The sequence below is a fragment of the Steroidobacteraceae bacterium genome (assembly GCA_041395505.1).
Taxonomy (GTDB): Bacteria; Pseudomonadota; Gammaproteobacteria; order Steroidobacterales; family Steroidobacteraceae; genus JAWLAG01.
This window is the reverse complement of the sequence record JAWLAG010000001.1, coordinates 811,159-832,652: the sequence shown is the minus strand read 5'-3', so window position 1 is coordinate 832,652 and position 21,494 is coordinate 811,159. Positions and strand designations below refer to the sequence as shown.

Here is a 21,494-nt window from a genome sequence, read left to right as displayed (position 1 = left end):
AAGGAGAGCAACATGCAGATTTCCGTCACCGGACACCATGTGGACGTCACAGCCCCGATGCGCAGCTACGTCGAGAAGAAACTCGAGCGTATCGTTCGTCATTTCGATCGGGTGATCGACATCCATTGCGTCCTGACGGTGGAGAAGGACCGGCACAAGGCCGAGGCCACGCTGCATGTTGGCGGCGGTCCCATTTTTGCCGACGCCACGGCGGGCGACATGTACGCGGCGATTGATGCACTGACCGACAAACTCGACAGGCGCGTCAAGAAACACAAGGAGAAACTCAACGATCATCACGCTGCCGAGGTGCGCAGCGCCAGGCTCTGATCCCGTCGCATGGCCGGAATGCGCCTGATCATCGTTAGCGGACTGTCCGGCTCGGGCAAGTCGGTGGCGCTGCACGTGCTCGAGGATCTGGGTTTCTACTGTATCGACAATATCCCGGCTGCGCTGCTGAAGTCCTTCATCTCCCACACCGTCCGCAGCGGCAATCCGGCCTACGAGCGCACGGCGGTCGGGATCGATGCACGCAATACCGGCGAGGAAATCGGCGGACTACCCACGCTGGTCGCGGAACTCAAACGAAGCGGCATCGGCTGCGAGGTGCTCTACCTGGTAGCGAGCGATCAAGAGCTCCTGCGCCGGTTCACCGAAACGCGCCGCCGTCACCCGATGAGCCGCGACGACCTCGGCCTGCAGGAGGCGATCGCGCTAGAGCGGCGCCTGCTCGAACCCATGTCATATGCCGCTGACCTGGTCATCGATACCTCGCGCATGAGCGTGCACGAACTGCGCGATGTCGTGAACGGGCGCATCGAGCGGCGCGCGCCGCGCGGCATTTCACTCGCCTTCGAATCGTTCGGCTACAAGAATGGCATACCGGGCGATGCCAATTTCGTCTTTGACGCCCGCACGCTGCCCAATCCCTACTGGGAACCCAACCTGCGGCTGCTCACTGGTCGCGATACCGAGGTCATCAAGTTCCTGGAAAGTCATCGCAGTGTCGGTCGACTGCTCGATGACATCACCAGCTTCGTCGCCGCGCGCATTCCGGAGTTCACGACCAATGGTTACAACTATCTGACAGTGGCAATCGGCTGCACTGGCGGCCAGCACCGCTCGGTCTATATGGTCGAGCAGCTGGTCGCCAGGTTCCGTACGACCCACGGCCGTGTCATCGGCCGACATTCGGCGCTCGGCGCCGCGCAGCTGGTCACGGCGAACGAATCCGGGAGCGCCTGAGCTCCCGCCAACTTTCCCCGCAAGCGCGCTGCGGCTACACTCGGCGCCCATTCGAGTGCTGTTTGCCGATCGGCGGGTAGATCATGGTGGGCAGCGCCACTTGGCAACGGTCCTCCCCATGAACGAAGCTGCAAAATCGGCGAAAGAAGGCCGCCTGGCGGCGCTGCTCGCGGCGCTCGACCAGGGCACGCTGCGAGCCGCCCATCGCATGCTGAACTCGATGCATCCGGCGGAAATCGCCTCGCTCATCGAGTCGCTCCCGCCGACGCAGCGCGATGTCGTCTGGGAGTTCGTCGATGCCGAAATCGAAGGTGATGTCCTCGTCGAGCTGAGCGAACCGATCCGCGCCAAGCTGATCGCGAGCATGGAAGCCGAAGAACTCATCGCCGCCACCGAAGGGCTCGAGGTCGACGATCTGGCCGACCTGGTCGCAGACCTCCCGGAGGCCGTCAACCGGCAATTGCTCACCGCCATGGATCGCCGCGATCGCGAGCGCCTGCGCGCAGTACTTGCCTTCGACGAGGACACGGCCGGCGGCCTGATGAACACCGATACGATCAGTGTGCGGCCGGATGTCACGATCGAAGTCGTGCAGCGTTATCTGCGCATGCGCAAGGATCTGCCGGAGCGCACCGACAGCCTGTTCGTCGTCGATCGCAATGACCGCTACCTCGGCACCCTGGCGCTTACCAGCATCCTGATCGAAGACGAGGACCGACTGGTTGCCGATACCATCGACAGCGATGCGCCGCGAATCGATCCGGCAACCTCGGCGCACGATGTAGCGCAACTCTTCCAGGACCGCGACCTGGTATCCGCCGCAGTGGTATCGGCCGATGGCAAGCTGCTCGGGCGCGTGACGGTCGATGATGTCGTGGACGTGATCCGCGAGGAAGCGGAGCACTCGGTCCTGTCGATGGCGGGACTATCGGACGAAGAAGACGTCTTTGCCGGCATCCTGCCGTCCGCCCGGCGACGCCTGCTGTGGCTCGGCATCAACCTGATCACGGCATTGATAGCGGCACTCGTCGTGCGACGCTTCGAAGGAACCATCGAGAAAGTCGCGGCACTTGCCGCACTGATGCCCATCGTGGCCAGCATGGGCGGCATCGCCGGCACACAAACCGTCACGCTGATCATCCGTGGCCTTGCGCTCGGTCAGGTGCAGTGGGCGAACGCGCGCTGGCTCCTGTTCAAGGAAATCGCTGTCGGTGGATTGAACGGCGTAATCTGGGCGATCGTGGTCGGATTCATTACCGCGGCCTGGTTCGGCCGGTGGACCATTGCGCTGATCATCGGCGCATCGATGCTGGCGAACCTCCTGGCGGCGGCGGCCGTCGGTGTCCTGGTACCGCTCGCCCTGCGCCGCCTGCGCATCGACCCGGCATTGTCCGCGGGCGTGATACTCACCACCTTCACCGACTGCATCGGCTTTGCGACCCTGCTAGGGCTCGGCACACTGTTCCTTACCTGAGCGTGGCGCTCGCCGCGCTCACCTCGTTGCCGTCATGACTGCCCGGAATCCGCTGCATCTGCCTTGCGGCCCTTGAAAATACGGGTGATCCAGCCGCCTGCTACGGCCAGGCCGACCAGGATCAGCTTGAAGAATTTCGCGAAGAATGCCGCAATGACCGCGAGCAGACCGAGCTTCTTGGCCGCCGCGCCTGCCACCAGCGCCGCGAGGCCATAGGCCGCAACCTTGTCGGTCTTCGGATCGAAATCGGCATAGCGCTTGCCGGGAATGAATTCCAATCCATCGAGGAGCCGCCGCGCAGCCCGCTTGTCGGAATCGACCTGACTCGCACTCGTGATGAGATTCATCGATAGATAGCCATCGCGACCAAGGACATAGGTATTGAAATTGATGGTCGGATCGGGGTCCTCGCCTTTCTTGAGCACGGCCTCCGCCGACCACACCAGTTTGTGACTGGTCGCGTCATACTGCGGCGACTGGATCCAGCGCGTCACCTGGATCGCGCTCGCGCCCACACTCTCGCGGTACTCATTGGCCGACTCGGTGCCGTCCTTGAGGCTCTGCAGGAGTTCGTCCGCATCCCAGTCGCGCGCATCGTCGTCCTTGATATAGCCTGCGTCCTCGAATTCGACCGTGACCCACCAGTTCTCGTCCTCGCCGAGGGGCAGGACCATGCCGTAGAGACGCTCATCCGGGGTATTGCCGGACTCGCGCATCAGTTGGCTCGCCTCTTCGCGCGGCACCCAGGCATAGCCGCCCGGCATTTCGAGTTGCGCCTGGTCGCGCAGGGTGATTCGCGTCGGTCCAGGCTGCATGGCGCGCTGCACCGCCGCCCAGGCTGGGCTTGGCGACCCGGCAGATTCCGCTGCCTCGGCAGATCCGGCGGGTTCCGTTTCGACGGCATCGCTTTCGGCCCACAAAGGTGTGCCAGCCAGGAACAACGCCGCGACGAGCGGCAACCGACAATAGCCTTGCATGGCAATACTCCCTTTGAAACCAATCGAACCGAAGCACGGCGCGCCCAGTTCGAAGACCTGCGGGCAATCCTACGCCCGGCGCAGGCCGGACGCCATTCGCCGACCGGTGCCGGCACATTCGGGCGGTCGCCCGGTGATGAAGCAGTACAGTTCATCGCGCGAGCGCATGGCGTCGCGATAACCCAGGTCGATCAGTTCTCGTGTATAGGTCGACTCGAACAACAAATAGCTCGCGAGCAGATTGCCTGCCCGGCCACGAGCGCCGATGACCGACAGGAGCGAACGGAGGCTGCGCGGCAGGCTGCCGATATGTCGGGCGGCAATTTCGCGCGGATCGACACTCGGCGCGATAGCGAGACTCTCGACCGGTCGCACGGCGCTTTGGGTCTTGTCGCTTGCGCGCAGCAGGCGATTGACGCGCTCGAGCTGCTCGATATCGGCGTGCACCTGATCAGTAAACAACGTATCGAGCATGAAACCGAACAACTGGCCGGGTGTCGGTGCCGCCTGCGACTCGAGCATCATGCCGGTGCCGGCCGCCGCGACCGCCCGAACGCCGAGGATCAACAAGCGGTCCGCGCCCAGATGGATTGCGGGACTCAATGGCGAGGACTGGCGCATGGCACCGTCGCCGAAGAATTCCTGGTTGATGGCCACGCCCGGAAAAAGAAACGGAATCGCCGTGCTTGCCATCAGGTAGTCGAGGTCAAGTTCCGTACGGCGCCCGATGCGCTGCGCACGCGACCAATCCTCGATCTGCGGCGCACCGGTGAAATATGCCACCGAGCGGCCGTCGCGGTAACTCGTCGAGCAAAGGGCGAGTGCATGCAATCGACCGTCGCCGACATTGCTGCGGATCGCGTCCCAGTCGACACTCCACTGCAGGAGCTCGCGCAACGGACTGTTGTCGAACAGCGAACGCGGCGGCGCCAGCAGGTAGCCTCCCGAGATCAATGACAGCAGCCAATGCAGCCCGCTGCGCAACATGGTCACCGCATCCGCCCGAATGACCTGCTGCACCCTGAAATTGCCCCACACGCGCTCGAGCCCGGCGACGCCGCGACGCCAGCGGCGCGCCTCACTCGCAAGCACACAGGCGGCGACCGCGCCCGCTGAAGTGCCCACGATGATCGGAAACGGATTCGGCTGCTCGGGCAGGATGCGACGCAGCGCCTTCAATACCCCGACCTGATAGGCGGCACGGGCGCCACCGCCCGTCAGCAGCAGCCCTACCCGCGGTCCCTGCGGCCCGCTCGTTGCATCAGTCGTGGCCAAGCAACATGTTTCCGGCGACTGGCGCGATCGCACCGACTCGGGAGGCGACCGCACCAGCAGTGACTGCTAAGATCGTCATCGTGGCAATGGTACCCCAGTGCTGGAGTTCAACATGAATAAGACCTGGTCCGGCTGTGCAGCCGTGCTCCTGTTGTGCTGTGCCGGCGCCGTCTCGGCTGGCGCGCCGCCGGTCGGATCCATGGCGCCTGAATTCACCCTGCCCGACCAGCACGGCGAGAGCATCAGCCTGGCTTCGAAGCGAGGCAGCTGGGTCGTGCTTTATTTCTATCCCAAGGATGCGACCCCCGGTTGCACCACCGAGGCCTGCGAGTTTCGCGACAACATCTTCGCGTTTCGCAAGGCCGGCGCCACGGTGCTCGGCATCAGCGTCGATGACGTCGATTCCCACAAGTCCTTCTCCACCGAGCACAGTCTGCCGTTCCCGTTGCTGGCCGACTCCGCCAAGAAGGTCGCGGCAAGCTACGGCGTGCTATATCGCGCCCTGGGGGTCATGGAGCTCGCGCGCCGCGAAACGTTCATTATCGATCCCGAGGGGCGCATCGCCAGGCATTACGCGAAAGTCGACCCCAAGAGCCACGCGCGCGAGCTACTCGCTGATCTCGCGGCGCTGCAGAAGCAACACCAGGCAATGTAGCGACGCGACGCGCTCAGGCCGGCAGCGGCGCGCGCTGACGCAGCGCGCGAATCGCCTGATCGAGGCCGGCAAGCGTCAACGGAAACATCCGCTCGCCCACCAGCTGCGACATCATTCGTAGCGAGGGTGTGTGCTGCCAACGCTCCTGCGGCTCGGGATTGAGCCAGGCGAGGCGGGAAAAATGCGCAGTCAGGCGTTCCATCCACACGGCGCCCGATTCCTTGTTCCAGTACTCCACGCTGCCACCGGGCTGTGAAATCTCGTACGGACTCATGGTCGCGTCGCCGACGACGATGACGCGATATTCGCGCCCATAGCGGCGTATCACATCGAGGGTGGGAATGTGTTCGCTGTGGCGGCGCCGATTGTCGCGCCAGAGATAGTCGTAGACGCAGTTGTGGAAATAGAAATATTCAAGGTATTTGAATTCGCTGCGCGCCGCCGAGAACAGTTCTTCCGTCACACGTATGTGATCGTCCATCGAACCACCGACGTCCAGCAGGAGCAGCAGTCGCGCGGCATTGCGCCGCTCCGGCACGAGTTGCAGGTCGAGCAGCCCGGCATTCCTGGCCGTGGCGCCTATCGTCCCGGGCAAATCGAGCTCGAGCTCCGATCCTTCGCGCGCGAAACGACGCAGGCGTCGCAACGCCATCTTGAAATTGCGCGTGCCAAGTTCGATCGAATCGTCGAAGTTGCGATACTCCCGTCGGTCCCAGACCTTGACCGCACGTCGATGGCGCGAGGCCTGCTGACCAATGCGCACGCCCTCGGGATTGTAGCCATAGGCACCGAAAGGCGACGTGCCCGAAGTGCCGATCCACTTGCTGCCGCCCGCATGCCGCTCCTTTTGTTCGGCGAGTCTTTCCCGCAGGGTCTCAAGAAGCTTCTCCCAACCGCCGAGGGATTCGACCTGGCTCTTTTCGGCGTCAGTGAGATTGCGTTCGGCAAGCGCCTTCAGCCAGTCGGCAGGCAGGTCACGAACCAGCACTTCGAAGCGTCGTTCGGCGCCCGCGAAATACTCGGCGAAGACACGGTCGAAGCGGTCGAAGTGCCGCTCGTCCTTGACCAGGCACAGGCGCGCCAGGTGGTAGAAATCCTCCGGCGACATGAATGCGAGCCGCGCTTCGAGCGCGCCCAGCAAGGTCAGGAATTCGGTGATGCTGACCGGCAGGGCGGCAGCACGCAGACCGAAGAAGAACTCAACGAGCACGACGATGCAGGAACACGATCTGCTCGAACAGATGCACGTCCTGCTCGTTCTTCAGCAACGCGCCATACAGGGGCGGCACGAAGGACTTGGCGTCGTCACTGCGCAGCGCCTCCGGCGCGATGTCCTCGGCAAGCAGCAGCTTGATCCAGTCGAGCAGTTCGGATGTCGATGGCTTCTTCTTGAGACCAGGCGTTTCGCGCACCCTGAAGAAGGCCTGCAAGGCTTCGGCAAGCAGCTCTTTCTTCAATTTCGGAAAGTGCACGTCGACGATGCGCGTCATGGTCTGTGGATCCGGGAAACGGATGTAGTGAAAAAAACAGCGGCGCAGGAACGCGTCGGGCAGTTCTTTCTCGTTGTTGCTGGTGATGATGATGATCGGGCGATGATGCGCCTTGATGAGTTCGCGAGTCTCATAGACATAGAATTCCATGCGATCGAGCTCCCGGAGCAGATCGTTCGGAAATTCTATGTCCGCCTTGTCGATCTCATCGATCAGCAGCACCGGTTGCGTCGCCGACTCGAAGGCCTCCCACAGCTTGCCCTTGACGATGTAATTGCCGATCTGGGCGACGCGCGGATCGCCGAGCTGCGAATCGCGCAGGCGCGATACTGCGTCGTATTCGTAAAGCCCGTGCTGGGCCTTGCTGGTCGACTTGACGTGCCACTCGAACAGCGGGAAACCGAGTTCGCGAGCCACTTCCTCGGCCAGCTGGGTCTTGCCTGTGCCCGGCTCGCCCTTGACCAGCAGCGGCCTGCCAAGCGTGGCCGCCGCATTGACTGCCATGGTCAAATCGGGCGTTGCAACGTATCGCTCGCTACCGTTGAATTTCTGCATGGTCATGATCTTCAGGCCGTTACGCGAAGGATCTTCATTGAATTGGTGCCTCCGGTGACTCCGGTGAGTTCGCCTTTGGTGAGGATCAGCAGATCGTTTTCCCGCACCAGCTCGAGCTGCAGCAGCATGGCGAAGATCGACGCATAGAGCTGCTGGGCATCGGCGTCGGGAATATCGAAAGGCACGGGATAAACGCCGCGATAGAGGGTAACACGCCGACGCGTGGCCTCGTGACGGGTAAAGGCATAGATCGGGATGTCCGAGCGGATGCGCGACATCCACAACGGCGTCGAACCCGATTCCGTCAATGCAACAATCGCCGCGACCTTGAGGTGATTCGCCGTGTACATGACCGCCGCCGCGATCGCCTCGTCGCTGCGAGTGAACTGCCCTTCACGCCGCGAACGATAGCTCGAATGTGTCAGTTGGTACTTCTCGGCACCTGCGATCACCTCGGCCATCGCCGCGACTGCCTTGACCGGATACTTTCCGGTTGCCGTCTCGGCCGAGAGCATGACGGCATCGGTGCCGTCCATGACCGCATTGGCCACATCGCTCACCTCGGCGCGGGTCGGCACCGGGCTCGAGATCATCGACTCCATCATCTGCGTCGCCGTTATCACCACGCGATTGCGGTTGCGGGTCTGTTCGATGATCGTCTTCTGCAGTCCCGTGATTTCCGCATAGCCCATTTCGACGCCGAGATCGCCGCGCGCGACCATGACGGCATCGGTCGCGGCGATGATCGAGGGCAGGTTCTCCACGGCCTCGTGCCGCTCGATCTTGGCCACGATGCTGGCGTGGCCGCGCGCCGCGAGAAGCAGATCCCGCGCCTGCTTGATATCGGCGGCGCTGCGCGCAAAGGACACCGCCAGGTAGTCGACGCCGAGCTCCGCGGCGAAGCGGATATCGGCCATGTCCTTTTCGGTTAGCGCGGGCGCCGAAATGCCGCCGCCGTGGCGATTGAGTCCCTTGCGGCTGCCAAGTTCGCCGCCGTTGCGTACCGTCGTGTGGATCTGGCCGGCCGCGACGCGCACGACATCGAGCACGATCTGTCCGTCGGACAGCAACAGGGCGTCACCGGCACAGACATCCGTTGCGAGGTCCTTGTAGGCGACGCCGACCCGTTCGGCATCGCCATTCGCGGGGTCGAGACCGATATCGAGAACGAACGGCTGGCCTTCATGCAGTTGCACCGATCCGTCGCGGAAGCTCTCGATGCGGATCTTCGGGCCCGACAGGTCGCCCAGGATGCCGACATATTGCCCGGTGCGTAGTGCCGCCTCATTGAGCAGCTTGATACGCTGACGATGATCTTCGGGCTTGCCGTGCGAGAAATTGACCCGGGCGACGTTCATGCCCGCCTCGATCATCTCGCATAGCGTCGCGAGGCTGTCGGTCGCTGGACCAAGGGTCGCGACTATTTTCGTGCGGCGACGCATCAGGTGCTGGCAGCCGCAGCGCGCTGCTCGAGCATCGCCACCGCCGGCAAAGTCTTGCCTTCGACGAATTCGAGGAAGGCACCGCCGCCCGTCGAGATGTAGGACAAGCCGTGGGTGACGCCATATTTTTCGATGGCCGCCAGCGTGTCGCCGCCGCCGGCGATCGAAAATGCCTTGCTGCGGGCGATCGCCTCCGCGACCACCCTGGTTCCCTCGCCGAACTGGTCGAATTCGAATACACCGACCGGACCGTTCCAGATGATCGTGCCGACGTCCTGCAGCAGCTCGGCATAGTGCTGGGCGGTGTCCGGTCCGATGTCGAGGATCATTTCATCGTTGCCGACCTGACCGACCGCGCGGATATCGGCATGGGCCGTACTCGCGAATTCCTGGCCGACGACCACGTCGGTGGGCAGCGGAATCCTCGAGCCGCGCTTGCGCGCGCTGTCGAGGAGTCCGCGCGCGACGTCGAGCATGTCGGGCTCGTATAGCGACTTGCCGACCGGATGACCAACGGCGGCAAGAAACGTGTTGGCGATGCCGCCGCCAACTATCAGTTCGTCGACCTTGGCGAGCAGCGCCTCGAGCACAGTGAGCTTGGTCGATACCTTGGAGCCGGCAACGATTGCAGCAACCGGACGCGCTGGATTTCCAAGCGCCCGGTCGAGGGCCTCGAGTTCGGCCACCAGCAAGGGCCCGGCACAGGCCACGCGCGCAAATTCGGCGATACCATGAGTGCTCGCTTCAGCGCGATGCGCCGTGCCGAAGGCATCCATCACGAACACATCGCACAACGAGGCCATGCGGCGCGCGAGCGCAGGATCGTTCTTCTTCTCGCCGCGATTGAAGCGCACGTTCTCGCACAGCACGACTTCGCCCGGCCCGCAGGCGACGCCATCCAGCCAGTTCTCGACGAGCGGCACCTTGCGCCCGAGCAGCTCGCCGAGTCGCCGCGCGACGGGAGCGAGTGAGAGGCTCGCGTCGGCCTCGCCCTCCTTCGGCCGGCCAAGGTGGGACAGCAGTATGACACTCGCGCCCTTCTGCAGTGCCAACTCGATGGTCGGTAGTGCCGCGCGCAGGCGCGCATCGCTTGCCACGGCGCCGTCGTGCAGCGGGACGTTCAGGTCTTCGCGAATCATCACCCGCCGATCCCGCAACTCGAGATCGGCCATGCGAATGACTGCTGTCACTTGGCGCGCGACCAGGCGAGCGTGGTATCGAGCATGCGGTTGGAGAAACCCCATTCGTTGTCGTACCAGGCGCAGACCTTGGTCAGGTCCTGGCCGATCATGCGGGTCATGGTTGCGTCGTAGGTCGCAGAATGCGGATCGTGGTTGAAGTCGACCGAAACCAGGGGGCCATCGGAGTAGGCGAGTATGCCCTTGAGAGCTCCGGCCGCGGCCGCTTTCATCAGTTTGTTGATTTCCTCGATATTGGTTGCGCGCTTGGGCCGGAATGTCAGATCGACCAGCGATACATTGATGGTGGGCACGCGCACCGAAAATCCGTCGAGCCGCCCGTTCAACTTCGGCAATACCAGCCCGACCGCTGCCGCGGCGCCGGTCTTGGTCGGAATCATCGACTGGGTTGCCGAGCGCGCGCGGCGAAGGTCCTTGTGATAGACGTCGGTCAACACCTGATCGTTGGTATAGGCGTGAATGGTGGTCATCAGGCCCGAGTCGATGCCGATCGAGTCATCGAGCACCTTGGCGAGCGGCGCCAGGCAGTTGGTCGTGCAGGAGGCGTTCGATATGACCGTATGCGCGGCCTTCAGCGTATCGTGGTTGACGCCGTAGACGACGGTTGCATCGACGTCCGCATCGCCCGGTGCCGATATGACTACCTTGCGCGCGCCCGCAGCGAGGTGCGCGCCGGCCTTGGCCTTGCTGGTGAAGAGCCCCGTGCACTCGAGCACGAATTCGGCGCCGAGTTCTCGCCACGGCAGCTTCGCGGGATCACGTTCGGCGACCACCCGGATACGATCGCCATTGACGACCATTGCATCACCGTCGACCGTCACCTCGCCGGGAAAGCGCCCATGCGCCGTGTCGTAGCGGGTCAGATGTGCGTTGGTCTTGGCATCGCCCAGATCGTTGATGCCAACGATTTGAATGTCGCCTGTGCGGCGCGACTCATAGAGCGCGCGCAGGATGTTGCGGCCAATCCGTCCGTAACCGTTGATTCCTACCTTGACTGCCATGTTGCGTCCTCCTGGCGGCATTTTCTCAGTTTTGCAGCAGTTGTTCGACCATCTCGCGCACCCGGGCCGCCGTAAACCCGAATTTCTGCATCAATTGGGCGGCCGGCGCCGATGCACCGAAGCTGTCGAGTCCGAGTACACGGCCGCCGGAACCGACATAACGCCACCAGCTTTGCGCGCTGGCGGCTTCGACGGCAAGCCGCCGCGTGACATCCGGCGGCAGCACGCTGTCGCGGTAGGCGGTACTCTGGCGATCGAATACATCGGTGCTCGGCATCGACACCAGCCTTACCCGCCGGCCCGCCGCGTTCAGTTCCTGCACGGCCTGTGCGGCGATCATTACTTCGGACCCGGTCGCGATGACGATTGCCTCCGCATGGCCGGTACAATCGATCAGGACATACCCGCCACGCGCACAGCTCGCGAGCGCCGCATCGTCGCGTGGCTGCTGTGCCAGCGCCTGGCGCGTCAGGACCAATGCCGTCGGTGCATCGCGCCGCTCGAGCGCTTGCTGCCATGCGATCGCGGTTTCAAGGGCATCGCAGGGGCGCCACAACGACAGACCCGGCATCGCCCGCAGCGACGCGAGGTGCTCGACCGGCTGGTGCGTCGGTCCGTCCTCACCGAGACCGATCGAATCGTGCGTATAGACCAGAATGACGGGCTGGTGCATCAGCGCCGCAAGCCGGATGGCATTGCGCGCATAGTCGGAAAACACCAGAAACGTCCCCGCATAGGGCCTCGTGCCGCCGTGCAGCGCAAGGCCGTTCATGATGGCGGTCATCGCGAATTCGCGCACACCATAGTAGATGTAGTTGCCGGCCGGGTCGGCGCTGGTCAATGCACGCGAAAACGAGATGTGGGTGTTGTTCGACCCGGTCAGGTCGGCCGAACCGCCGATGAGTTCGGGAACCGCTGGCGCCAACGCCTCGAGCGCGGTCTGCGAGGACACGCGGGTGGCCTGCGCCTTGTCGAGCTGCCGTGCAGCCTCCCGCAGGTCGCTCGCCGCGCTCGCGAATCGCTCGTCGAGCTCACCGCGCATGCGCCGCTCGAATTGCGCCGCCAGTTCCGGAAACGCCTTGCGGTAGCGACTGAAGCGCCGCTTCCAGGATTTTTCTGCGCGTGCGCCGGCATCACGCCGGTCCCAGGCGGCACGTATGTCGGGGGGAATTTCGAATGGCGGATAAGGCCAGTCGAGCGCGACGCGCGCTGCCGCGACTTCGGACTCGCCGAGCGGTTCGCCATGCGTCGACTTGCTGCCCTGCTTGTTGGGTGCGCCCTTGCCGATGACCGTCTTGCAGCAGATGAGCGTCGGCTGGCGTTTGTTGGCGCGCGCGCGACGCAGCGCCGCGGCAACCGCTTCGCTATCGTGGCCATCGACATCGCGCACGACCTGCCAGCCATAGGCGGCAAAACGCCGTGGCGTATCGTCGGTGAACCAGCCGCTCACCTTGCCATCGATGCTGATGCCGTTGTCGTCGTAGATGACGATGAGTTTGCCAAGACCTAGCGTGCCGGCGAGCGAACAGGCTTCGTGCGAAATGCCCTCCATGAGGCAGCCGTCCCCGGCGAACACGTAGGTGTGGTGGTCGACGACCTTGTGTCCCGGCCGGTTGAAGGTGGCGGCAAGCTGCTGCTCCGCAATTGCCATGCCCACGGCATTCGCGAGGCCCTGGCCGAGCGGACCGGTCGTGGTCTCGACCCCTGTCGCCAGGTCGCGTTCCGGATGGCCAGGCGTGCGTGAATCGAGCTGACGGAATGCGCGGATGTCATCGATGGACAACTGAAAGCCGGCGAGATGCAGCACTGCATAAAGGAGCATGCTCGCGTGGCCGTTCGAGAGCACGAAGCGATCGCGATCGAACCACGCCGGGTTCGCTGGATTGACCTTGAGGACGTCGCGCCAGAGCACTTCGGCGATATCGGCCATGCCCATGGGCGCACCAGGGTGTCCGGAACGGGCCTGTTGAACGGCGTCCATGGCGAGGGCGCGTATGGCATTGGCGAGCTGGCGACGGCTGGGTTGCATGTACTTGGACTTCCGGGCGAATTTTGCGGGCGCGCATTGTCCGACACCGCAACAGCCGGAGCAACGGTTGTGCGGGCAATCTTCGGCCCATCGGCGCATTCGCGCTCGCTATAATCGCCCCGCCGGTACTTTCGCGAGGCGTTTTCATGGCATCAAGCTTTCTGTTTACATCCGAATCCGTATCGGAAGGACATCCTGACAAGGTCGCGGATCAGATTTCCGATGCCATCCTCGATGCCATACTGCAGCGCGACCGCCGGGCGCGCGTCGCCTGCGAGACCCTCGTCAAGACGGGCGTCGTCATACTCGGCGGCGAGGTCACCACGACGGCCTGGGTGGATCTCGAGTCACTGGTGCGCAAGGTCGTACTCGATATCGGCTACGACCATTCCGATATCGGTTTCGACGGCGCGAGTTGCGGCGTGATCAACATCATCGGCAAGCAATCGCCCGACATCGCGATGGGCGTGGACCGCAAGGACGAAAAACGCCAGGGAGCCGGCGATCAGGGACTGATGTTCGGCTATGCCAGCAACGAAACCGATGTGCTGATGCCGGCGCCGATCACCTACGCGCACCGCCTGGTCGAGCGCCAGGCACGCATGCGCAAGCGCGGCAACCTGTCCTGGCTGCGCCCGGACGCAAAGAGCCAGGTGACCCTTCGTTACGAGGAACACCGGCCGGTGGCCGTGGAAGCCGTGGTGCTCTCCACCCAGCACGACCCGGACGTCTCGCGGCGTACGCTGCAGGAAGCCGTCATGGAGGAGATCATCAAACCGGTGCTGCCGAAGCGCTGGGTGCACAAGGGCACCAGGTTCCATATCAACCCCACCGGCCGATTCGTCATCGGCGGTCCGGTTGGCGATTGCGGCCTGACCGGCCGCAAGATCATCGTCGACACCTATGGCGGCATGGCGCGACACGGTGGTGGCGCGTTCTCGGGCAAGGATCCGTCGAAGGTCGACCGGTCCGCCGCCTATGCCTGCCGCTATGTCGCGAAGAACATCGTCGCCGCAGGTCTCGCCGAGCGTTGCGAAGTGCAGGTGTCCTATGCCATCGGTGTTGCCGAGCCGACGTCGATCACGGTCGAAACCTTCGGCACCGGCAAGATCGAACGCGCAGCACTCACCGGTCTGGTCCGCCGGCACTTCGACCTGACACCCTATGGATTGCGGCAAATGCTGAAACTGCTACGCCCGATTTACCAGATTACCGCGAGCTACGGGCATTTCGGTCGGGAATTGCCTGAGTTCAGCTGGGAACGCACCAACAAGGCACGCGCCCTGGCTGAAGATGCAGGGGTGAAAATTCCCGCTCGCTAGCGCAAAATAGCATTTCGTTCGGCGAGGGGCGCTGCAGCCCGGTTCGGGCCAGGCTCGCTGAACATCAAACCGGCAACGGCGCCCGTTGATCTTTCAATCAAGATAAACGGAGTGCATACACCATGAGCGCTGTTGTTCAGGCCGCCGCGAAGGCGGACCACAAGGTTGCGGACCTTGCACTGGCCGACTGGGGCCGCAAGGAAATCCGTATTGCCGAAACCGAAATGCCCGGGTTGATGGCCATTCGCGAAGAATTCGCGCCTACCCAGCCCTTGCGCGGTGCCCGCATCAGCGGGTCGCTGCACATGACCATCCAGACCGCGGTGCTGATCGAGACGCTGACCGCACTCGGCGCGGAAGTGCGCTGGGCGTCGTGCAATATCTATTCGACGCAGGACCACGCCGCGGCGGCGATCGCCGCGACTGGTGTGCCGGTCTTCGCCTACAAGGGCGAGACCCTCACGGAATACTGGGACTACACCCACCGGATCTTCACCTGGCCGGATGGCAATTTCAGCAACATGATCCTCGACGATGGTGGCGATGCGACCCTGCTGTTGCATCTCGGCGCGAAAGCCGAAGCGGACAGCTCACTGCTCGCACATGCATCCAACGAGGAAGAAGAAGCGTTGTTCGCCTCGATCAAGGCCACGCTCAAGCGCGATCCGAAGTGGTACTCCTCGCGCCTTGCGAAGGTGCGCGGTGTCACCGAGGAGACCACTACGGGCGTCAAGCGCCTCTACCAGATGGCGAAGGAAGGTCATCTCGCGTTCCCGGCGATCAATGTCAACGATTCGGTGACCAAATCGAAATTCGACAACCTCTACGGCTGTCGCGAATCGCTGGTCGATGGCATCAAGCGTGCCACCGACGTGATGGTCGCCGGCAAGATCGCCGTGGTCTGCGGCTATGGTGATGTCGGCAAGGGCTCGGCCCAGGCATTGCGCGCGCTGTCGGCGCAGGTCTGGGTGACCGAAATCGATCCGATCTGCGCCTTGCAGGCGGCGATGGAGGGCTTCCGGGTCGTCACCATGGACTACGCCTGCGACAAGGCCGACATCTTCGTAACCGCGACCGGCAACTTCCATGTCATCACTGCCGCCCACATGCAGCGCATGAAAGACCAGGCCATCGTCTGCAATATCGGGCACTTCGACAACGAAATCGATGTCGCCGGGTTGCGCTCCTTCAAGTGGGAGAACGTCAAGCCACAGGTCGACCAGATCATCTTCCCCGACGGCCACCGGATCACACTTCTGGCCCAGGGGCGCCTGGTGAACCTCGGTTGCGCGACCGGTCATCCGAGCTATGTCATGTCCTCGTCGTTCGCCAACCAGACGATCGCGCAGATCGAACTGTGGACCAATCCCGATCGCTACCCGGTCGGCGTGCACGTCCTGCCGAAGCACCTCGACGAAAAGGTTGCGAGGCTGCAATTGACCAAGCTCGGCGCAATGTTGACCGAACTGACCGACCAGCAAGCTCGCTACATAGGTGTCGCAAAACAGGGACCGTACAAGGCCGATCACTACCGCTACTGATCGGACATATCGCTGCACGCCGGTCCCAGGTCACATTCCTGAGCGCCCGGACGCGACATAGCACCAGCCGCGGTTGGCTGGCCGGGGTCACTTGATCCCGGTCACTAATCGCGGCAGGCGGCTTTGCTAGGATGCCGGTGAGTGCATGAATCCCGGCCCATGAACAACATCCCCGTCATCCAGTTCACGGACACGCATCTTCACGGCGACCCGGACGGGAGCCTGCGCGGCGTGGCCACCCTGCCTGCCCTGCGCGCGGTGCTCGCGCATGCCGCCGCGGATATCGACGCGGCCGAACTGATCCTGGTGACCGGCGATATCGTGCAGGATGATGCCGACGGCTACCGCCACTTCCGCGACCTGTTCGCAGACTTCGGCAAACCTGTCCTTTGCATACCAGGCAATCACGATGACGTGGCGGCCATGCGGTCGCAACTGCGCGCTGCCCCGTTCCAGACGGACGGGCACATCGATCTCGGCGAGTGGCGCATCGCGCTCCTCGACAGCACGAAGATGGCGAGTGCGGGCGGCGCGGTGGACGCAGCGCGGCTCGATGTTCTGGCCCGGCAATGCACATCCACCGACAAGCATGTGCTGTTGTGCCTGCATCACCAGCCGGTACCGATGCAAAGTCGCTGGCTGGACGAAGTCGGCCTCGCGAACGCGGACGCCTTGCTCGCGCTCGCCGAACGCAATCCCAACCTCCGTGCCATGCTCTGGGGTCATGTGCACCAGGCGTACGACGGCAGACTCGGCCGGATTCGCCTGCTCGCAACGCCCTCGACCTGCACGCAGTTCCTGCCGCATGCAGAGAATTTCGCCGTCGATGTACGCCCGCCCGGCTACCGCCGGCTTAGACTGTGCGCGGACGGCAGCATCGAAACGGAGGTCGTATGGCTTCAGGGATTGCGCGACTCGGGCGGCGCCTGGCCGTCCTGCTCTGTGGCCTGAGCGCCGCGGGCCCGACGCTCGCCGACGGCGCCGTCTATCGGCTGCAGGGTACGAAGAACACGGTCTACGTCGCAGGCAGCATCCACCTCCTGACCGCGGACGCGGCGGCGCTTCCCGCGGACATGCTGCAGGCTTATGACGATGCCGAGCACCTGGTCATGGAAATTGACATGGACGACATCGATCAGCAGGCGGTGGCGCGGTTCATGAGCGAACAAGGTCATTTGCCGCCGGCGCGCAGTTTGCGCGACGTGATCGGCGCCGCGGCCTATGTGCAACTTGGCAGGACCAGCGCGCAACTCGGCATACCGGTCGAAGCGCTCGACGGACTGGAACCCTGGGTCGTGGCACTGACCATCGCGCAATTGTCATTGCTGCATGCAGGATTTGATCCGAATGCCGGGGTGGAGCGCCAGCTCGCAGTACTCGCCTCGCGCGATGGCAAGGATATCAGCGGTCTCGAGACGGCCGAGCAGCAACTGTCGTTGCTTGATGCGCTCCCTGCCAGGGTCCAGGCGCGTTTCCTGCAATTGACGCTGGCGGAATCCGACGAAATTGCCGGCGAAGCCTCCGCGCTCATCGCGGCCTGGCAGAGCGGCGATCTGGGTAGGCTCGAGAAACTGCTGCTGCAGGAGTACAAGGAATTTCCCGAACTCTATGCGCCGCTCGTGCGCGAACGCAATCAACGCTGGATACCTGCCATCCGCGAGCTGCTGACGCGCGATGATGACTATCTCGTCGTCGTCGGCGCACTGCACCTGGTAGGCGATGATGGCCTCGTGCGGCTCATGCAGCGGGATGGACTTGCGCCACAACTGATGCACCAATAGTCTCGCGGCAGGCATGCGTACCCTGCTCATTTTCATCGGCCTGATCGCGCTCGGCTTCGCCGCCATGGCGCTGCTGTCCTACCCGGCCTGGCAACTGCTGCATCCGCATTTCGATTTCGCGTTTCACCGCATTGCGAGCCGAATCGGCATGCTGGTGCTGCTGCTCGGAATGATTCTCGCCGCGCGGCCTCTCGGATTACGCCGACGCGCCGACTTCGGCTACTCCGGCAGCGCTCGCGCGTTCATGGGCGCCGTCGGCCGCGCATTCGTGCTGGGTGTGGCGACCATGCTGCCGGTGGTGGCGTTGATGTGGTGGCTCGATCTGCGCACATTTCGCGATCTCGACTGGCATGCGGCATCGCTACTCGACCTCGCGCTCAGCGCGGCCCTGACCGGCTTCGCCGTTGCCTTGCTCGAGGAGACGCTGTTGCGTGGCGCGCTGTTCACGGCCATGCAACGTGATAGCGGCACGCGTTTTGCCATCGTTGCGACGGCGCTCCTCTATGCGGCCGCGCATTTCATCGGCCGCGTGCGCATTCCCGCGGATGCAGTCGACGCCGGCAGCGGTATTGACGTGATCAGCGGCTCGCTCGCGGCCTTTGCATCGCCGCTCGCCATCGTCGATGCTTTCCTGGCACTGACGGCACTTGGGCTCCTTTTGGCATGGATACGCCACCTGACCGGAAATATCGCCGCCTGCATCGGTCTGCACGCCGGCTGGGTATTCATCAACACCGCCTGGCGCAGCGCGAGCGATGTCAATCCCGGAGCAAACGGCGCGTGGCTCCTCTCGCAGCACGATGGCGTTGTCGGCTACCTGGTGCTGGGCAGTACCGCTGTCATCGCCTGGCTTCTGACACTCATTTATCGACGCGCGAGCTGAGCGGCGATGGCGGGTGCCCGACCTCAGGATGGGTCGGCAGCGGTGTCGAGCATCGGCGCGAGCCAATCGATGCGCTCGATCGGATCAGCCAACTCGAGGCTGCGCTGACGTTCCTCGACGGGCAGTGACATGAGCTCCGACAGTCGATAGCCGATCCAGCTGGCATCGTCGAGTTGCTGCTCCCAGTTGTCGTAGTGCTGCCCTACCTTGGCCATGGCCTGCTCGAGCAATCCACGCAATAGTGCGTGACGCTGCGGCAGCGACTCGCTCGGTTCATCGCCGAGCCATTCGACCTCGCCCATATTGAGCAAATCGGCGGCCCGCCAATGGCGCAGAACACGGAATTTGCGCTCGCCCCGGCAGCTGATCCCGAGGAGGCCATCCGGCAACGGGTCGAAATCGGCGATACGCGCCGAGGTGCCGAGTGTTGCGAAGCAGCTGAGGCCGCCGGCTTCAGCGCCCTCGAGCAGGAGCACGACACCGAAAGGCACCTGCTCGCGCATGCAGTTGCGAACCATGTCGACGTAGCGTGTCTCGAAAATTCGCAGCGGCAGCAGGCCACCAGGGAACAATACGGTGCGTAGCGGAAAAAGCGCGAGCGTTACGACCTCGCGCGTCATCCGCATTCACTCCTCACGGCCCCAGCGGCGCGATAATCGCTGCTCGATACCCAACTGGTCGAGCACGCGCGCGACGACGAAGTCGATCAGGTCCTGCACGCTTTGGGGCCGGTTGTAGAAGCCCGGGTTGGCAGGCAGGACGGTGACGCCCAAACGCGCCAGTTTAAGCATGTTCTCGAGGTGGATGGCCGAAAACGGGGTTTCCCGCGGTACCAGTATGAGGCGACCGGACTCCTTCAACACCACGTCAGCGGCGCGCTCCAGCAGATTGGCACTCGCGCCGCTCGCGATACCCGACAGCGTCGACATGCTGCAGGGGACGACGACCATGTCGCGCGGCGCACCCGACCCGCTGGCAACCGGAGCGGTCCACTCCTCCTCCCCGTAGACCCGCAACTGTCTATCCTGAGCGCGATACAGCGCGCGAAGGTGGCGGGCCATGTCGGCGGCACGGCCGGGCAGTTGCAGGTCGGTTTCGGAACCGGCGACGACCTGTGCGGCCTTGCTGAACATGACATGCAGTTCACAGTCCGATTCCACCAGCACCTGGATCAGGCGCAATCCATACTGGATACCGGAGGCGCCGGTGAGGGCAACCGAGACGCGCCGCCTCGAGTCGACGCCCGTCATGACGGCCGCTCCGCCGTCCCAAGTCGTGCCAGCAGCTTCTCGTGCAAGCCGCCGAATCCGCCATTGCTCATGATCAACACCCGGTCGCCAGCCCGTGCCGCCGTTGCCAGTTGCACGGCCAGAACATCGATATTGTCCAGCACCTTGAGCGGACTCGCCAGTGTGCCCATCGCCGCGCGCACATCCCAGCCAATATCCGCAGGCGCATAGAGCCAGACTTCGTCTGCGCCCGACAATGCCGTTGCGAGTGCCGTGCCGTGCACGCCCATGCGCATGGTATTGGAACGCGGCTCGAGCACGGCAAGCACGCGCTCGCCCCGGTTGCGACGGCGCAGACCATCGATCGAAGTCGCGATCGCGGTCGGATGGTGCGCGAAATCGTCATAGACCTCGACGCCACGAACGCTGCCGCGCAGCTGCATGCGACGCTTGACGCCAGAGAATTCCGCCAGCGCCCTGGCCGCAACCGGCAGTGGCACACCTGCATGGCGCGCCGCCACCATCGCACCGAGTGCATTCGCTACATTGTGCCGTCCCATCAACTGCCACTCGACGCGCGCCTGCACCGCCCCGCCTGCCACGACTTCGAAAACAGAGTAATCCTCGCCACACAGACGCGCCGAGAGTCCATCGCCGTCTTCGCCGACCATGAAGGTCTCCGCCTGTGACCACAGCCCCATGCCGAGAACTGCAGCGAGATTCCGGTCGGCGCCATTCCAGATGACACGCCCCGATGGTGGCACGATACGAAGCAGGTGATGGAACTGGCGCTGGATCGCCGCGACATCGGGGTAGATGTCGGCGTGGTCGAATTCGAGATTATTGAGCAACGCAGTGCGCGGCGAGTAATGGACGAACTTCGCGCGCTTGTCGAAAAAGGCCGTGTCGTATTCGTCGGCCTCGATGACGAAGAATGTACCCCCGCCGAGGCGGGCGCTGGAGTCGAAATTGCCCGGCACCCCGCCGATCAGGAATCCCGGCGCGAGGCCCGCATACTCCAGGATGTGCGCCAGCATGCTCGAAGTCGTCGTCTTGCCATGCGTGCCCGCAACCGCAAGCACCCAGCGCCCGGCCAGGACGTGTTCCGCGAGCCATTGTGGCCCGGAGGTATAGCGCTGTCCGGCATCGAGCATCGCCTCGATGACCGGCATGCCGCGACTCATGACATTGCCAACCACGATCACGTCGGGTCGCAACGAAAGCTGGTCGGCGCCGAAACCTTCCATCAATTCGATGCCGAGCGCGCGCAACTGCGTGCTCATCGGCGGATAGACGTTGCGATCCGATCCCGTCACGCGATGTCCCGCCGCCTTGGCAAGGGCGGCGACACCACCCATGAACGTTCCGCAGATACCCAGTATGTGCAGGTGCACGG

20 protein-coding genes and 1 riboswitch are annotated in these 21,494 nt (G+C 63.6%); of the genes, 9 read left to right on the top strand and 11 right to left on the bottom strand.

The genetic code is table 11. The annotated features are described in order from the left end of the window. Nucleotides 1-12: 12 nt before the first annotated feature. From raiA to mgtE, 3 genes are all read left to right on the top strand, one after another. Nucleotides 13-330, top strand: coding sequence for a ribosome-associated translation inhibitor RaiA (gene raiA / locus R3E77_03805; protein ID MEZ5498541.1), 318 nt, complete (start codon nt 13-15; stop codon nt 328-330). A 9-nt stretch (nt 331-339) separates the two neighbouring features. Next, the gene (gene rapZ / locus R3E77_03800; GenBank protein ID MEZ5498540.1) at nt 340-1,245 is read left to right on the top strand and encodes an RNase adapter RapZ; all 906 of its coding nucleotides are present in this window, start codon (nt 340-342) and stop codon (nt 1,243-1,245) included. A 118-nt stretch (nt 1,246-1,363) separates the two neighbouring features. Next, entirely contained in the window at nt 1,364-2,719 is a 1,356-nt protein-coding gene (mgtE, locus tag R3E77_03795) for a magnesium transporter (protein ID MEZ5498539.1), read from the top strand. A 32-nt stretch (nt 2,720-2,751) separates the two neighbouring features. On the opposite strand, the gene R3E77_03790 is transcribed toward mgtE, so the two are convergent. Both R3E77_03790 and R3E77_03785 read right to left on the bottom strand, forming a co-directional pair. After that, on the bottom strand, nt 2,752-3,696 hold the full coding sequence (locus R3E77_03790) for a DUF2167 domain-containing protein (protein ID MEZ5498538.1): 945 nt from the start codon (nt 3,694-3,696) through the stop codon (nt 2,752-2,754). Between the two features lie 69 nt (nt 3,697-3,765). Beyond that, nucleotides 3,766-4,971 (bottom strand): patatin-like phospholipase family protein, encoded by a 1,206-nt coding sequence (locus tag R3E77_03785; protein ID MEZ5498537.1) that lies wholly within the window; start codon nt 4,969-4,971, stop codon nt 3,766-3,768. 112 nt (nt 4,972-5,083) lie between these two features. On the opposite strand from R3E77_03785, the gene R3E77_03780 reads away from it, so the two are divergent. Next, nucleotides 5,084-5,626, top strand: coding sequence for a peroxiredoxin (locus R3E77_03780; protein ID MEZ5498536.1), 543 nt, complete (start codon nt 5,084-5,086; stop codon nt 5,624-5,626). Between the two features lie 13 nt (nt 5,627-5,639). On the opposite strand, the gene R3E77_03775 is transcribed toward R3E77_03780, so the two are convergent. From R3E77_03775 to tkt, 6 genes are read right to left on the bottom strand one after another with little or no spacing between them, the layout of a single operon-like run. Further along, nucleotides 5,640-6,836 carry a VWA domain-containing protein gene (locus tag R3E77_03775; GenBank protein MEZ5498535.1) on the bottom strand — a complete coding sequence of 399 codons (1,197 nt, stop codon included), beginning with the start codon at nt 6,834-6,836 and terminating at the stop codon, nt 5,640-5,642. Next, nucleotides 6,826-7,671, bottom strand: coding sequence for a MoxR family ATPase (locus R3E77_03770; GenBank protein ID MEZ5498534.1), 846 nt, complete (start codon nt 7,669-7,671; stop codon nt 6,826-6,828). Before R3E77_03770 ends, R3E77_03775 begins: the two co-directional genes overlap by 11 nt. A gap of 11 nt (nt 7,672-7,682) precedes the next feature. Further along, the gene (pyk, locus tag R3E77_03765; GenBank protein MEZ5498533.1) at nt 7,683-9,113 is read right to left on the bottom strand and encodes a pyruvate kinase; all 1,431 of its coding nucleotides are present in this window, start codon (nt 9,111-9,113) and stop codon (nt 7,683-7,685) included. Further along, complete coding sequence (locus R3E77_03760) at nt 9,113-10,285, bottom strand: phosphoglycerate kinase (protein MEZ5498532.1); 1,173 nt, start codon at nt 10,283-10,285, stop codon at nt 9,113-9,115. The genes pyk and R3E77_03760 overlap by 1 nt, the downstream gene beginning before the upstream one ends. A gap of 14 nt (nt 10,286-10,299) precedes the next feature. Next, nucleotides 10,300-11,313: a type I glyceraldehyde-3-phosphate dehydrogenase gene (gene gap, locus R3E77_03755; protein ID MEZ5498531.1), complete on the bottom strand. Its 1,014-nt coding sequence runs from the start codon at nt 11,311-11,313 to the stop codon at nt 10,300-10,302. Nucleotides 11,314-11,338: 25 nt separating this feature from the next. After that, entirely contained in the window at nt 11,339-13,342 is a 2,004-nt protein-coding gene (gene tkt, locus R3E77_03750; protein MEZ5498530.1) for a transketolase, read from the bottom strand. A gap of 146 nt (nt 13,343-13,488) precedes the next feature. On the opposite strand from tkt, the gene metK reads away from it, so the two are divergent. The 5 genes from metK to R3E77_03725 all read left to right on the top strand — a co-directional run bounded on the left by metK (nt 13,489) and on the right by R3E77_03725 (nt 18,869). Further along, nucleotides 13,489-14,664, top strand: a complete 1,176-nt coding sequence (gene metK / locus R3E77_03745) for a methionine adenosyltransferase (protein ID MEZ5498529.1) — start codon at nt 13,489-13,491, stop codon at nt 14,662-14,664. Nucleotides 14,665-14,681: 17 nt separating this feature from the next. After that, nucleotides 14,682-14,755, top strand: a riboswitch (S-adenosyl-L-homocysteine riboswitch). Between the two features lie 31 nt (nt 14,756-14,786). Next, entirely contained in the window at nt 14,787-16,205 is a 1,419-nt protein-coding gene (gene ahcY / locus R3E77_03740) for an adenosylhomocysteinase (GenBank protein ID MEZ5498528.1), read from the top strand. Between the two features lie 159 nt (nt 16,206-16,364). Further along, nucleotides 16,365-17,156, top strand: coding sequence for a metallophosphoesterase (locus R3E77_03735; protein MEZ5498527.1), 792 nt, complete (start codon nt 16,365-16,367; stop codon nt 17,154-17,156). Further along, nucleotides 17,099-17,986, top strand: a complete 888-nt coding sequence (locus R3E77_03730; GenBank protein ID MEZ5498526.1) for a TraB/GumN family protein — start codon at nt 17,099-17,101, stop codon at nt 17,984-17,986. The genes R3E77_03735 and R3E77_03730 overlap by 58 nt, the downstream gene beginning before the upstream one ends. A 13-nt stretch (nt 17,987-17,999) precedes the next feature. Further along, nucleotides 18,000-18,869, top strand: coding sequence for a CPBP family intramembrane glutamic endopeptidase (locus R3E77_03725; protein MEZ5498525.1), 870 nt, complete (start codon nt 18,000-18,002; stop codon nt 18,867-18,869). 23 nt (nt 18,870-18,892) lie between these two features. Here R3E77_03725 and R3E77_03720 read toward each other — a convergent pair whose 3' ends face one another. Genes R3E77_03720 through mpl form a run of 3 tightly spaced genes read right to left on the bottom strand, consistent with a single transcriptional unit; the run spans nt 18,893 to nt 21,492 of the window. Then, the gene (locus R3E77_03720) at nt 18,893-19,489 is read right to left on the bottom strand and encodes an LON peptidase substrate-binding domain-containing protein (protein MEZ5498524.1); all 597 of its coding nucleotides are present in this window, start codon (nt 19,487-19,489) and stop codon (nt 18,893-18,895) included. A 6-nt stretch (nt 19,490-19,495) separates the two neighbouring features. After that, nucleotides 19,496-20,119: a flavin prenyltransferase UbiX gene (locus R3E77_03715; GenBank protein MEZ5498523.1), complete on the bottom strand. Its 624-nt coding sequence runs from the start codon at nt 20,117-20,119 to the stop codon at nt 19,496-19,498. Beyond that, nucleotides 20,116-21,492, bottom strand: a complete 1,377-nt coding sequence (mpl, locus tag R3E77_03710) for a UDP-N-acetylmuramate:L-alanyl-gamma-D-glutamyl-meso-diaminopimelate ligase (GenBank protein ID MEZ5498522.1) — start codon at nt 21,490-21,492, stop codon at nt 20,116-20,118. The genes R3E77_03715 and mpl overlap by 4 nt, the downstream gene beginning before the upstream one ends. Nucleotides 21,493-21,494: the final 2 nt, after the last annotated feature.

What these genes read in the sequence shown, in the direction of transcription:
- raiA (MEZ5498541.1), top strand. Translation starts at nt 13, where the DNA reads ATGCAGATTTCCGTCACCGGACACCATGTGGACGTCACAGCCCCGATG.
- rapZ (MEZ5498540.1), top strand. Translation starts at nt 340, where the DNA reads ATGGCCGGAATGCGCCTGATCATCGTTAGCGGACTGTCCGGCTCGGGC.
- mgtE (MEZ5498539.1), top strand. Translation starts at nt 1,364, where the DNA reads ATGAACGAAGCTGCAAAATCGGCGAAAGAAGGCCGCCTGGCGGCGCTG.
- R3E77_03790 (MEZ5498538.1), bottom strand. Translation starts at nt 3,696, where the DNA reads ATGCAAGGCTATTGTCGGTTGCCGCTCGTCGCGGCGTTGTTCCTGGCT.
- R3E77_03780 (MEZ5498536.1), top strand. Translation starts at nt 5,084, where the DNA reads ATGAATAAGACCTGGTCCGGCTGTGCAGCCGTGCTCCTGTTGTGCTGT.
- R3E77_03770 (MEZ5498534.1), bottom strand. Translation starts at nt 7,671, where the DNA reads ATGCAGAAATTCAACGGTAGCGAGCGATACGTTGCAACGCCCGATTTG.
- pyk (MEZ5498533.1), bottom strand. Translation starts at nt 9,113, where the DNA reads ATGCGTCGCCGCACGAAAATAGTCGCGACCCTTGGTCCAGCGACCGAC.
- R3E77_03760 (MEZ5498532.1), bottom strand. Translation starts at nt 10,285, where the DNA reads ATGGCCGATCTCGAGTTGCGGGATCGGCGGGTGATGATTCGCGAAGAC.
- gap (MEZ5498531.1), bottom strand. Translation starts at nt 11,313, where the DNA reads ATGGCAGTCAAGGTAGGAATCAACGGTTACGGACGGATTGGCCGCAAC.
- tkt (MEZ5498530.1), bottom strand. Translation starts at nt 13,342, where the DNA reads ATGCAACCCAGCCGTCGCCAGCTCGCCAATGCCATACGCGCCCTCGCC.
- metK (MEZ5498529.1), top strand. Translation starts at nt 13,489, where the DNA reads ATGGCATCAAGCTTTCTGTTTACATCCGAATCCGTATCGGAAGGACAT.
- ahcY (MEZ5498528.1), top strand. Translation starts at nt 14,787, where the DNA reads ATGAGCGCTGTTGTTCAGGCCGCCGCGAAGGCGGACCACAAGGTTGCG.
- R3E77_03735 (MEZ5498527.1), top strand. Translation starts at nt 16,365, where the DNA reads ATGAACAACATCCCCGTCATCCAGTTCACGGACACGCATCTTCACGGC.
- R3E77_03730 (MEZ5498526.1), top strand. Translation starts at nt 17,099, where the DNA reads ATGGCTTCAGGGATTGCGCGACTCGGGCGGCGCCTGGCCGTCCTGCTC.
- R3E77_03725 (MEZ5498525.1), top strand. Translation starts at nt 18,000, where the DNA reads ATGCGTACCCTGCTCATTTTCATCGGCCTGATCGCGCTCGGCTTCGCC.
- R3E77_03720 (MEZ5498524.1), bottom strand. Translation starts at nt 19,489, where the DNA reads ATGACGCGCGAGGTCGTAACGCTCGCGCTTTTTCCGCTACGCACCGTA.
- R3E77_03715 (MEZ5498523.1), bottom strand. Translation starts at nt 20,119, where the DNA reads ATGACGGGCGTCGACTCGAGGCGGCGCGTCTCGGTTGCCCTCACCGGC.